Raw genomic sequence first — 12,679 nt, 5'->3', positions numbered from 1 at the left:
ATCATGAGTTCCGATCATCAGGCCAATCCGCTGGAAAAGCAGAAGGAAAAGGGCAGTTTCAACCTGTCCCGCTGGGCCATCGGCCATCCCAGCATCGCGCGTTTTCTGTTCGGTCTCATCATCGTCATGGGTGCGCTTGGCATCATGAACATGGGACAGAAGGAAGATCCGGACTTTACCTTCCGCGTCATGGTCGTGCAGGCCCAGTGGCCGGGTGCCTCGATCGAGGACATGCAGAACCAGGTGGTCAACAAGATCGAGCGCAAGCTGCAGGAAACCCCGCATCTCGACTGGGTCAAATCCTACACCCGCGCCGGCATCTCGATCACCACGATCCAGGTGAAGGGCGACACGAATGCGCAGGACGTTGCAGATGCCTTCTATCAGGTGCGCAAGAAGATCGGCGACATTCGCCAGGATCTCCCGTCCGGTATCTACGGCCCCTATTTCAACGACGAGTTCGGCGATACCTATATCACTCTCAACGCCATTACCGGAGAGGGCTACAGCTATCCGGAGCTGAAGCAATACGCCATCCAGGCCCGCGACATGCTGCTGGCCACGCCCGGCGTCGAAAAGGCAACGATCCTCGGCGACCAGCCGCAGAAGATCTTCATCGACGTGTCGTCGCAGGCGCTTGCCGAGCGCGGCCTCACCGTCAATGACATCAGCACCGCGCTGGCCGGCCAGAACGATGTCGATGCGTCCGGCTCGGTGGAAACCGCGGACCGTTCGGTGCGGATCTCGGTCGAGGGTGGCGTGACCACGCCAGATGATATCAAGGCGCTGCGGCTGCGCGCCGGCGACCAGGTCTTCCGTCTCGGCGATATCGCCACGGTGAAGGAAGGTCTCGAGGACCCGTATCAGCGCAAGTTCCGCTTCAACGGCCATGACAGTGTGCAGCTCGGCGTGGTGATGGCGAACGGCTACAAAGTGACCGACGTCGGTCATGCGGTGGAGGAAACCTACAAGCGCTTCGAGGAGACGCTGCCGGTCGGCGTCCAGGTAGAGCAGATCTCCAACCAGCCTGAGGTCGTCACCGAAGCCGTCGGCGAGTTCACGCAGGCGCTTCTCGAAGCGCTGGTCATCGTGCTGGTCGTGTCGCTGATCTCGATCGGCTGGCGCTCGGGCATCGTGATTGCGATCGCCATTCCGCTGGTTCTGTCGGCAACGCTTGCCATCATGTTCTATCTCGGCATCGAGCTGCAGCGTATCTCGCTCGGCGCGCTGATCATCGCGCTTGGACTGCTCGTCGACGATGCGATGATCGTCGTCGAGTTGATGGAAAGAAAGCTGGAGGAGGGGTTCGAGCGGCTCGATGCGGCAAGCTTTGCCTATTCCTCCACCGCCTTCCCGATGCTGACCGGGACGCTGATCACCACCGCCGGCTTTATCCCGGTCGGCTTCGCGGATTCGACCGCCGGCGAATACGTACGGTCGCTGTTCTACGTCGTCGGCATCGCGCTCGTCGTATCCTGGTTCGTGGCCGTCTATTTCACCCCTTGGCTCGGCTACATGATCCTCAAGCAGCGGAGCCATGCGGGCAGCGGCGATCATCACGATGCCTATGACACCCGTATGTATCGTAGCGTGCGCCATGCAGTTGGCTGGTCCGTGCGCCACAAGGCGATCGTGCTTATCGCCACGCTCGGCGCGTTTGCGGCAAGTCTCTGGTCGTTTCAGTTCATTCCGCAGAGCTTCTTCCCGCAGTCGTCGCGACCGGAAATTCTGGTCGACATGTGGCTGCCGGAGGGCACCGCAATCAAGGAAGTGGAACGTCAGGCCAAGGCGCTCGAAGACCGGATCCTCAACGACCCCGACAAGAGCTTTGTCGCCACCTATATCGGCGAGGGCGCGCCGCGGTTCTTCCTGCCGCTCGACCAGCAGCTGCGCAACCCGAACTACGCCCAGCTCCTGATCATGTCGAACGGTCTTGAAGAGCGCGAGCGGATGATCGTCAAGCTGCGAAAGATTCTCGCCGAAGAATTCCCGACGGTGCGCGGCAAGGTCGACCGTCTCTTCCTCGGCCCGCCCACGGGCTGGGCCGTGCAGATGCGCGTCGTTGGCCCGGACAAGGCGGAAGTCCGCCGCATCGCCGACCAGGTCAAGGCACGTTACGAAAGCCAACCGGATTTCGGCGCCATTCACGACGACTGGATGGAGCCGGTCGCGGGCATGAAGCTCGTCATCGATCAGGACCGCGCGCGTGCGCTCGGCGTCTCGTCGCAGCGGGTTCGGCAGATGCTGCAGGCGGCAACGTCGGGCGCTCCGATCAGCGATTTCCGCGATGGCGAGGAGACCGTTTCGATCGTGGTGCGCGAGCCGGATGCCACCCGCAACCTGCTGGCCGCCGTCCAGTCGGTCTATATTCCGACCGATCTCGGCACCTTCGTGCCGGCTTCGCAGGTGGCGCGTGTCGAGCCTGTCCTCGAACAGGGTATCGAGTGGCGTCGCGACCGTCTGCCGACGATTACCGTCAAGGCGACCCTGCCTGACGGCGTCGAGCCGACGCAGGCCTCGGTAAACCTCTATAACTCGATGGCCGACCTGCGGGCGGCCCTGCCGGCCGGCTATTCCGTGGACATCCAGGGCGGCGCCGAAGATGCGGCCGAAAGCCAGGCCTCGATCGCGGCAAAGGCCCCGATCATGCTGCTTGTCATCATGCTGCTCCTGATGATGCAGCTCAAGCATTTCGGCAAGGCGATGCTGGTTCTGTCGACCGGTCCGCTCGGCATCATCGGCGCTGCAATGGCGCTTCTGATCACCGGTGCACCGTTCGGCTTCGTCGCCATCCTCGGCGTCATCGCGCTGCTCGGAATCATCATTCGCAACTCGATCATCCTGATCGACCAGATCGACCAGGATATCGCGGCGGGCATGCATCGCCAGGAAGCGATCGTAGGTGCCGCCGTCAGGCGTTTCCGGCCGATCATGCTGACCGCGCTCACGGCGGTGCTGGCACTGATCCCGATCTCGCGCGGCCTGTTCTGGGGACCGCTCGCCTATGCCATGATGGGCGGCATCCTCGTCGCTACCGTCCTCACCATCATCGTGCTGCCTGCCGGCTACTCCCTCTTCTTCGGCCGCGAGCCGAAGGCGAAGAAAGACGACAAGTCCGAGACGCCCGCCAACCAGGGCGAGCTGTTCGAGGACAAGCATGATATGCCGATGGCGGCGGAGTGAGGGGCTTTCCCGGTGGGACAGCGCCATAATCTCCCTCATCCCTGTGCTTGTCACAGGGATCCAGCTGCCCCAAGTCCTTGGGGCTGCAAACCCTCTTTCGCCACGCAGACGCGCGTCGGCTGGATTCCTGTGACAAGCACAGGAATGAGGGTCGGTGGGGTAGAGGATGGAGGACACAATGGCCAATCCAGTGCAACCTGGAACTGAAGCCGAGGTGCTGTTCAGTCGCCGCGGATCTGCCGCGGTGATCTCGCTCAACCGGCCGAGGGCGCTGAACAGTCTCAACCTTTCCATGGTGCGGGCGCTGGACGACATACTCGATCGCTGTGCTGCCGATACCGATATTTCCTGCGTGATCATCAGGGGCGAGGGCGAGCGTGGCCTGTGTGCTGGTGGCGATATCCGGGCCATTCATCAGGCAGGGCGGGCGTCCGACCCCGAGGTGACGCGGTTCTGGCGGGAGGAGATGCCGTTTAATTATCGCATCTCGCGCTACGAGAAGCCCTATGTGGCGCTGATGGACGGGATTGTGATGGGCGGCGGTGTCGGCATTTCGGCGCATGGCAGCCACCGCATCGTTACCGAGCGCACGAAACTCGCCATGCCTGAAACCGGGATCGGCTATGTGCCAGATGTGGGCGCGACGTGGCTTTTGCCCCGGGCGCCCGGCGAGGCGGGAACCTGGATGGGCCTGACCGGTGACGTGGTTGACGGTGCCGATGCGATCCATGCCGGGTTGGCGGATTCGTTCGTGCCATCAGAGAAGTTGGATGATCTCGTCGCCGCAATTGGACAGCTTCCCAGAGACTCAGAGGCTGAGGCAGTGCAGGCCGTGATCGATGCTTTTGCCGTGTCTGGCGAAGGTGGCACGCTTGCGCAGAACCGTGACGTAATCGACCGAACCTTCGCCCATGATACGGTCGAGGAGATCCTTGCAGCGCTCAGCCGGGAGACAGGCGAGTTCGCCGCCCGAACCCTCGAGACTCTGTCGAAACGCTCGCCGACCAGCCTCAAGCTGACGCTGAAACTTCTGCGTCTCGGCCGTGACAGTTCAAGCCTCGTCGAATGCCTGGAGCGGGAATTTACCGCCGCTTGCGAACTGCTGAAACACCATGATTTCTACGAGGGCGTGCGGGCCGCCGTGATCGATAAGGACCGCAACCCGCGCTGGCAACCGGCAAGCCTTGCCGAGGTGACAGAAGCCGATCTTGCTCCCTACCTTGCGGCGGGCCACCCGGTCCTGTTTGCCGATCATCGGTTGTAGCAGCAAAACCGTCCACACCGGCGAAACCGGCATGGTTGAAACGGGAGTGGGGCAGGCAGCGGTATCGTGGGTATGAGGGAGATGATGATCTGCCTGCCCCGATCGAGTTTCCTGCGATAATTTCGGGAGATGTCAGTTCCCGAGAGACCGCATGTCGTTCGACCATCACCGGAAACCGAGCTTCGTCCTCAGAAGCGCTGAACCGTCGGGGACCGGTTCGCGAAAACGGTTTCCCATCCGATGACGACGCCATTATCGCGTGGCTTTCAGGCGTGAGGATGAAAAAGATCGGGACGAATTTTTGTTCGCTTGTCTTTCAGGCACTTAACAAAAACATGCTGCCGTTTCGTCCTCACGGCCCAAAACAGCCGTATCCTCTTTGCCCCCGGATCGGGGCGATCCACTGCGCTTTGGCGCCTTCCGGCAAAACCATCGCCGAATGCTGCGATAAATGGATGAAATTTCTCCGTGTATCACCTGCAGGAGAGGGCGGTTCCTCGCGGTCTACCGATACTCCCGGTAGTGTCGCCTCAACTTCCCATTCCGGAGACACTGATGAACCGCCTTCTTATTCTCGGCACGGCACTTGCCGCCCTCTTCGTGCAGCCGGCGTTTGCGCAGGAGCAGAAACTGCTCAACGCTTCCTATGACGTCGCCCGCGAGTTGTTTGCGGCCGAGAACGCAGCCTTCGTGAAAGCGCATCCGGGCGTCACGATCGATCAGTCGCATGCGGGTACGTCCAAGCAGGCGCGCTCGATCGTTGAGGGTCTCGAGGCTGACGTCGTCACCTTCAACCAGTCGACCGACGTCGATTTCCTGGCAAAGCAGGGTTTTGTTGCCGCGGACTGGAACAAGGCGTTCCCGAACAACGCCTCGCCCTTCTATTCCTTCCCGGCCTTCCTCGTGCGCGCCGGCAATCCGAAAAATATCAAGGATTGGGGCGATCTCGCCCGTGACGACGTCCATGCGATCTTCCCGAACCCGAAAACATCCGGCAACGCCCGCTACACCTATCTCGCGGCAACGGCCTGGGCGAAGGAAGAGTTCAAGGACGACCAGGAGAAGATCGAAGCCTATATCACGAAGATCTTCGACAACGTGCCGGTGTTTGATACCGGTGGCCGCGCCGCCACGACGACCTTCGTCGAACGCGGCCAGGGCGACGTGCTGATCACCTTCGAGGCCGAAACCCGCGGCATCGAAAAGCAGTTCGGCAAGGACAAGGTCGAAAACGTCATTCCGTCGGTCTCGCTGCTCGCCGAATTCCCGGTCGCCGTTGTCGAAAAGGTCGCCAAGAAGCATGGCACGGAAGCGCTGGCAAAGACCTATCTGGAATTCCTCTACACCGAGGAAGGCCAGAAGATCGCCGCCGAATTCGGCCACCGCGTCCATAACGAAAAGGTCGCGGCCGAGTTCAAGAGCCAGTTCCCCGAAATCCGCCTCGTCAAGGTCGACGACGTGTTCGGCGGCTGGTCCAAGATCCAATCCGAACACTTCGCCTCCGGCGGCACGCTCGACAAGCTCTACGGCAGCCGCTGAGTGGACTGGGAAGCAGTTGCTCTGCCTTGCCCTCATTCCTGTGCTTGTCACAGAAATCCAGCCAGCCTAAGTCCTTAGGCTGAAAAACCCTTCACCCCGGCACGCGTCGGGTTCTGTGTGACCGCCACAGGAATGAGGGACGCTAAAGAACTGCGAAATCAGACCGGTGGATATTTGTCCGCCGGTTCTTGCTGTTGAAGACTTTGTTGCAGTTGAAAACGAGGAACTGATCATTTGAGACGACGCAATGTCCTGCCTGGCTTGCCGTTATCGCTGGGCGTGACCCTGTTTTATGTCGGCCTGATCGTGGTGCTGCCGCTGGCGGCCCTTGTCATCAAGGCAGCAAGCCTGGGGCCTGAAGATTATTGGCGGATCGTCTCGTCGTCGCGGGCGCTTGCCAGTTACCGGGTCACGGTGCTTTCGGCGCTGGGCGCCACCGTGTTCAATCTGTTTTTCGGACTATCGCTTGCCTGGGTGATCACACGCTACCGGTTTCCCGGCCGCCGCATCATCGATGCCATGGTCGATCTGCCGTTTGCGCTGCCGACGGCGGTTGCCGGCATTGCGCTGACGGCGCTGTTTGCCAACAATGGCTGGTTCGGTTCGGTGCTGGAAGGTTACGGCATCAAGGTTGCCTATACGCCGCTCGGCATCATGATCGCCATGTGTTTCACTTCGCTGCCGTTTATCGTGCGCACGGTGCAGCCGGTGCTGGAAGATCTTGATCCGGCGCTCGAAGAAGCGGCGCAATCGCTCGGCGGTTCCGACTGGACGATTTTTACCAAGGTCATCCTGCCGCTACTGACACCGGCACTGCTGGCCGGCCTTTCCCTGTCGTTTGCCCGCAGCCTTGGCGAATTCGGGGCGATCATCTTCATCGCCGGCAACCAGCCGATGTCGACGGAAATCACTGCTCTACTGATCTTTATCCGGCTTGAGGAATACGATTACCAGGCGGCCGCCGCGATCGCCTCGGTGCTGCTGCTCGCCGCCTTTACGATGCTGGCCGTCACCAACTGGCTGCAGTCGCGGGCGCTGCGTTACACGGTGAAGGGATAAGACCATGAGTGCCGTTTCCTCCCATCGCAAACCGCCGCGCGTCGGTGACAACACGGTGTTTCGCCGCGCGCTGATCGGCATCGTGCTGGTGCTCGTCGCCTTCGTCATCGTCGCGCCGCTGATCATCATCGGCGTCGAGGCCTTTTCGAAGGGCTGGGCGGTCTATCGCGATACGATCCTTCATCCGGATACCCGCCACGCCATCATGCTCACGGTTCTGGCGGCGCTGATTGCCGTGCCCGTCAACACCGCCTTCGGCATCGCCGCCGCCTGGGCAATCACCAAGTTCGATTTCTGGGGGCGTCGGTTTCTGCTGGTGGTGATCGAGATCCCGTTTTCCGTCTCGCCCATCGTTGCCGGCGTCGCCTATCTGTTCGTCTACGGGCTGCAGGGCCTGTTCGGGCCGGTGCTGGATGCCTATGGGATCAAGATCCTGTTTGCGGTTCCCGGCATCATCATCGCCTCGATGTTCGTGACGGCGCCCTTCGTTGCCCGCGAACTCATCCCGCTGATGCAGGCGCAGGGACGCGATCTCGAGGAGGCCTCGACGTCGCTTGGCGCATCCGGCTTCCGCACCTTCTTTTCGGTGACGCTGCCCAACGTGAAATGGGCGCTGCTCTACGGCGTCATTCTCTGCAATGCGCGCGTGATGGGCGAATTCGGCGCCGTCTCGGTCGTGTCGGGCAATATCCGCGGCCAGACCAATACACTGCCTTTGCATATCGAGCTGCTCTATCACGACTATCAGGCGGCGGGCGCTTTCGCCTCGGCTTCCATCCTGGCGTTGATCGCCGTCCTTACCATCATCGCCAAGGTCGCGCTCGAGCGCCAGGGTGCGGGCCGCGTCCGCAAAACCGCCATTCCGGCAGAGAAAACAGCATGAAGATCCGTCTCGAAAACGTCGTCAAAACCTTCGACACCTTCCGTGCCGTGAAAGGCGTGTCGCTCGATATCGAAAGCGGCGAACTGGTGGCGCTTCTTGGCCCCTCCGGCTCCGGCAAGACGACCATTCTGCGCATGGTGGCGGGTCTCGAATATGCCGATGGCGGCGCCATCTATTTTGGCGATCAGGATGCGACCGATATTCCGGTGCGCGACCGCGGCGTCGGCTTCGTGTTCCAGCATTACGCGCTGTTCCCGCATATGACGGTGGCGCAGAACATCGCCTTCGGCATGAAGGTTTCCAAGGTGAAGCGCGACAAGGCGGCGATCGATGCCCGCGTCACGGACCTGTTGCGGCTGGTGCGGCTGGATGGTCTCGGCGACCGGTTCCCGGCCCAGATTTCCGGCGGCCAGCGGCAACGCGTGGCGCTTGCTCGGGCGCTGTCGGTCGATCCGAAGGTGCTGCTGCTCGATGAACCGTTCGGCGCGCTCGATGCAAACGTCCGGCACGACCTGCGCCGCTGGCTGCGCGAGATCCATTCCGAACTCGGCATCACCACGATCTTTGTCACCCACGACCAGGAAGAGGCACTCGATCTCGCCGACCGGGTGGTGATCCTGAAGGACGGCCAGATCGTGCAGCAGGGCACGCCGCAGCAAGTCTGCCGCGATCCGCAATCGGCCTTCGTGATGAAGTTCCTGGGCGATGCCAACGTGCTCTCAGCCCAGGTCCGCGACGGCCGCGCCCATGCCGGCGGCCTTTCGGTGGATGCACTGGGGATACCAGACGGCAAGGCCGAACTCTACGCCCGCCCCGCAGATCTCGACTGGTCGGCGCAGGCACCCGGCATTGCCGCCACCATCTCCCGCGTCCTCGACCGCCCCGACAGCCGACGCGTGCTGGCGGTAACGGGAACCGGCGAACAGCTGGAATTCGACGTGGAACCGGAACGCCAGGTTTCAGCCGGTGAGGGCGGGTTTGTGACGCTGCGGCGGGCGAAGGTGTTTGCGGTTTAGGGGGTAACGTTTCCCATCCACACCCCTCATTCCTGTGCTCGTCACAGGAATCCAGTCACGCGAAGTCCTTCGCGTGAAAAGACCCTTTCGCGCCGCAGACGCGACGCTGCTAGGTTCCTGTGAGGAGCGCAGGAATGAGGGAGGTCAGACGTCTGCCATCGCAAGACGCGGTCATTGCGGATGATCACGAGGCATCATCATCTGCCGGACGCATGACCGTCGTCAGTGAACGTGAAGCGTCAGTTTTCGAACGTTGAGACTGGCGACTTCTCAAATCCGCCATTTGCGGTCATCGCAGCGCTCCTGTCGCAAATCGGTGGTAGCGTCGGCAAACTGCGTCTTTCTACGATTGCCGAGGACAGAATGAGTGCGACCTTCAAGGAGCTGAGTGACCGGATTGGTCACGTCGGGGACCTCTATGCCAGAGTGCATGCCATTGAACGGAGCGCCGACTGGTATCTTTTGAAGCTGACCGAGGAACTTGGTGAACTGACAGCTGAGCATCTCCTGATCACCGGTCGGGCGAAGCCAAATGCCGATGGTTCAGGCGGTACCCGCGAAGCCCTGGAAAACGAAGCGGCCGACTTGTTCGGGCAGTTCGTTTTGTATCTTCGCGCAAACGAAATCGACATCGAGGCGGCCATCGAGCGCAAATGGCTCAGGCATCTCGATCAGTATGTTGCTCTCGGCACGGAAATTTAAGCGCCTTGGCGGCTATGACAGGTCGTGGAGGTCTTTGCCCAAGGCCTGCCCAAATTGCCATTCACTGAATCTTACCTCCAGGCCTGCTCTTTCGGGCGTACAGCACATCGGGCCAACGAGATAATGATCCGCTTTTGGGAATGGGCAAAGGCGGACGAGTGGCCAAGTCTTTCCATCGCGTGACGCCTGTATTCTCAGAACGCCGCTCTGGACGGTCACTCTTATCCAAAAATCCGATGGGTCGCCGTCGTATCGTCCCGTCGCCCAGTCGGAGGCGTCATTCGTCAGCACACTGCCGAGCAAGCCATAGCCGTCCGAGAACTCGATCCCGGTCTTGACCCACCGTCTTTCGTCAAGCCTGACCATGAGGCCAGCCTGGTCGTAAAGATGCTCAAAATGGGCCTGGACCCGAACCTGGGCGGTGAAGTCGCCGTCGGTCTGGAATGCGTAGAAGTGGCCGTTGTCGCGGACAAAGCCATAGTGTGTCTCTCGCCAGAAGTCCGTGCTGGAGTCGGTCGTGACAGATAGTCCGAGATCCGAAGCTTCTGAATTTGCGGGCTGATTGAGCCACCGTCCATTCTTAAGGCTCTGCAATAGTGACTCCTATGACAAACGGCGGACTTGCTCTGCCGCATATTTCGTCATGAGATTATTGCTAGAGCGCATGAACTGCCAACGAAAAAGGACTGACAGAAAAATTCTGAGTTGCGCCAACAGCGGCCGGGAGAATGTGGAATGATAGCGCACGACGATCACTCTTCCTTCGGCCTGCAGCAGAGCGCCTGCGCGGCGCAGGAGTGGTCCGGGTAGGATAAAACAGATAGGGCATGCTTCTCTCATTCGGGCCAAACTCAGCTCCGCGCCCGGACATCGGTCGGGGTGACGGACAGATCTACTCGCGACCAAACGCGACGCCGCGGCCACCCATCCTTTGACTTTTCGCGCCGAAGCCTATAGGGACGGCGCAAACGTTCGGCTGCGATCGTTGCAGCCATGGGGCCTTTGAGCCCGACATATCCGAAAGACAGATTTGATGACCGATATCAACGGCGCCGCCCCGGCGATCGCGAAGGCTTTGCAAAAGCGCGGCTATGAGACGCTAACCCCCGTCCAGCTGGCCATGCTTGATCCCGCGCTTGAAACCGCCGATGCGCTCGTTTCCGCCCAGACCGGCTCCGGCAAGACGGTTGCCTTCGGCATGGCCATGGCGCGCACGTTGCTCGACGATGGCGAGAAATTCGGCCGGGCTGCGGCACCTCTCGCACTGGTCATTGCGCCGACCCGCGAACTTGCCATGCAGGTGAAGCGCGAGCTCGACTGGCTCTATGCCGAAGCGGACGCCGTGATCACCTCCTGCGTCGGCGGCATGGATATCCGCGCCGAGCGTCGTTCACTGGAACGCGGCGCGCATATCGTTGTCGGTACGCCTGGCCGTATCTGCGACCACATTCGCCGCAACGCGCTCGACATGACGGAAATCCGTGTGGCCGTGCTCGACGAGGCCGACGAGATGCTCGATCTCGGTTTCCGCGAAGATCTCGAATACATTCTCGAGGCAGCCCCTGCCGAACGCCGTACGCTGATGTTCTCGGCTACCGTTCCGTCGGCCATTGCCAAGCTTGCCAAGAGCTACCAGCGCAATGCCGTGCGCATTGCCACCGCGTCGGAACAGAAGCAGCATGTGGATATCGAATATCGCGCGCTGGTCGTGACCCCGTCGGACCGCGAGCATGCGATCGTCAATGCGTTGCGTTTTTATGAGGCGCCAAACGCGATCGTGTTCTGCTCGACGCGCGCTGCCGTCAACCATCTTCATGCCCGTCTTGCCAATCGCAATTTCTCCGTGGTGGCGCTGTCTGGCGAGCTGACGCAGACCGAGCGCACGCATGCGCTGCAGGCCATGCGTGATGGCCGCGCCCGCGTCTGCATTGCAACCGACGTCGCTGCCCGCGGTATCGACCTGCCGGGTCTCGAACTCGTCATCCATGCGGATCTGCCGACCAATTCGGAAACGCTGCTGCACCGTTCGGGCCGCACCGGCCGTGCCGGCCGCAAGGGCGTCAGCGCCCTGATCGTTCCGGTCAGCCAGCGCCGCAAGGCCGAGCGTCTTCTCGCCGGTGCGCAGGTTGAGCCCACCTGGGCCCGCCCGCCATCGGCCGAAGAGGTGACCGCGCGCGACGAGGAACGTCTGTTTGCCGATCCGATCTTTGAAGAGATCGCCAAGGACGAGGAAGAACAGGGCCTGATCGACAAGCTGGTGGCGCGTTTTGACGCGACGAAGCTGGCGTCCGCCTTCGTCAGCCTCTATCGCGGCAAGAATTCGGCGCCGGAAGACATTACCGAAGTGTCGCTCGAGACCCGCAAGCCCCGCGAAGGCGGCAATGATTCGGCACCGCGGCCGCTGACGCCACGTGGCGATTTCGGCGCAGCCGTTTGGTTCTCGCTGTCGGTCGGTCGCAAGCAGCGCGCCGAACCGCGCTGGCTGATCCCCACCATCTGCCGCGCCGGTGATCTCACCAAGCAGGAGATCGGCGCGATCAAGATGCAGGCCGAAGAGACCTTCGTGGAAATTGCCGCAGCACACGCCGACAAGTTCATGGCCAAGCTCGGCAAGGACGGAATGATGGAACGCGGCGTGCGCGTGACGCGCCTGGATGGCGTTCCGGATTTCAGCAAGTTCTCGCGCGGCGATGACGAAGGCTTCGTCAAGCGCGAAGGCCCGCGTCTCGACAAGCCCTACAAGGACAACAAGCCGTTCAGCAAGGACGGCCCGCGCAGCGACAAGCCGTTCAACAAGGACAAGCCCTACGGCGACAAGCCTTTCAACAAGGACAAGCCGGCCGGATCCAAGCCTTACGGCGATGCACCGCGCAAGGACTGGAAAGCCAAGCCCGCCGGCGCCAATGTCGACCGCCGCGTCGACGACGAAGTCTGGGGTGAAAAGCCGAAGTCCAATTTCGCCAAGAAGCCTGGCGACAAGCCGTTCAAGAAGCCGGCCCCTAAGGGCGGGTTCGACAAGCGCAAGTAGTGATA

General features: G+C 61.4%; 9 protein-coding genes. 8 read left to right on the top strand and 1 reads right to left on the bottom strand.

What is annotated here, in order from left to right:
• The first annotated feature begins 3 nt into the window (after positions 1–3).
• From ACQY1P_RS19790 to ACQY1P_RS19760, 7 genes are all read left to right on the top strand, one after another.
• Complete coding sequence (locus tag ACQY1P_RS19790) at positions 4–3,183, top strand: efflux RND transporter permease subunit (RefSeq protein WP_430255061.1); 3,180 nt, start codon at positions 4–6, stop codon at positions 3,181–3,183.
• 178 nt (positions 3,184–3,361) lie between these two features.
• Positions 3,362–4,447, top strand: a complete 1,086-nt coding sequence (locus ACQY1P_RS19785; RefSeq protein WP_430255059.1) for an enoyl-CoA hydratase/isomerase family protein — start codon at positions 3,362–3,364, stop codon at positions 4,445–4,447.
• A 555-nt stretch (positions 4,448–5,002) separates the two neighbouring features.
• Positions 5,003–5,986, top strand: coding sequence for a thiosulfate ABC transporter substrate-binding protein CysP (gene cysP, locus ACQY1P_RS19780; protein WP_430255058.1), 984 nt, complete (start codon positions 5,003–5,005; stop codon positions 5,984–5,986).
• Positions 5,987–6,220: 234 nt separating this feature from the next.
• Positions 6,221–7,045 (top strand): sulfate ABC transporter permease subunit CysT, encoded by an 825-nt coding sequence (gene cysT, locus ACQY1P_RS19775; RefSeq protein ID WP_062581975.1) that lies wholly within the window; start codon positions 6,221–6,223, stop codon positions 7,043–7,045.
• A gap of 4 nt (positions 7,046–7,049) precedes the next feature.
• Positions 7,050–7,928, top strand: a complete 879-nt coding sequence (gene cysW, locus ACQY1P_RS19770; RefSeq protein ID WP_113111866.1) for a sulfate ABC transporter permease subunit CysW — start codon at positions 7,050–7,052, stop codon at positions 7,926–7,928.
• Entirely contained in the window at positions 7,925–8,944 is a 1,020-nt protein-coding gene (locus tag ACQY1P_RS19765) for a sulfate/molybdate ABC transporter ATP-binding protein (RefSeq protein ID WP_430255055.1), read from the top strand. Before cysW ends, ACQY1P_RS19765 begins: the two co-directional genes overlap by 4 nt.
• Positions 8,945–9,169: 225 nt before the next feature.
• Complete coding sequence (locus tag ACQY1P_RS19760; RefSeq protein ID WP_430255053.1) at positions 9,170–9,646, top strand: hypothetical protein; 477 nt, start codon at positions 9,170–9,172, stop codon at positions 9,644–9,646.
• Positions 9,647–9,658: 12 nt separating this feature from the next.
• Here ACQY1P_RS19760 and ACQY1P_RS19755 read toward each other — a convergent pair whose 3' ends face one another.
• A complete protein-coding gene (locus ACQY1P_RS19755) occupies positions 9,659–10,240 on the bottom strand; it encodes a DUF1349 domain-containing protein (protein ID WP_430255052.1) in 582 nt (193 codons plus the stop codon).
• Between the two features lie 439 nt (positions 10,241–10,679).
• On the opposite strand from ACQY1P_RS19755, the gene ACQY1P_RS19750 reads away from it, so the two are divergent.
• A complete protein-coding gene (locus ACQY1P_RS19750) occupies positions 10,680–12,674 on the top strand; it encodes a DEAD/DEAH box helicase (protein ID WP_430255050.1) in 1,995 nt (664 codons plus the stop codon).
• The last annotated feature ends 5 nt before the right edge of the window (positions 12,675–12,679 follow it).

The sequence above is a fragment of the Neorhizobium sp. DAR64872/K0K18 genome, from assembly GCF_050500175.1.
GTDB lineage: Bacteria > Pseudomonadota > Alphaproteobacteria > Rhizobiales > Rhizobiaceae > Neorhizobium > Neorhizobium soli.
Note: the sequence above shows the minus strand (reverse complement) of the source record. Positions and strands in the feature narration are given on the sequence as shown.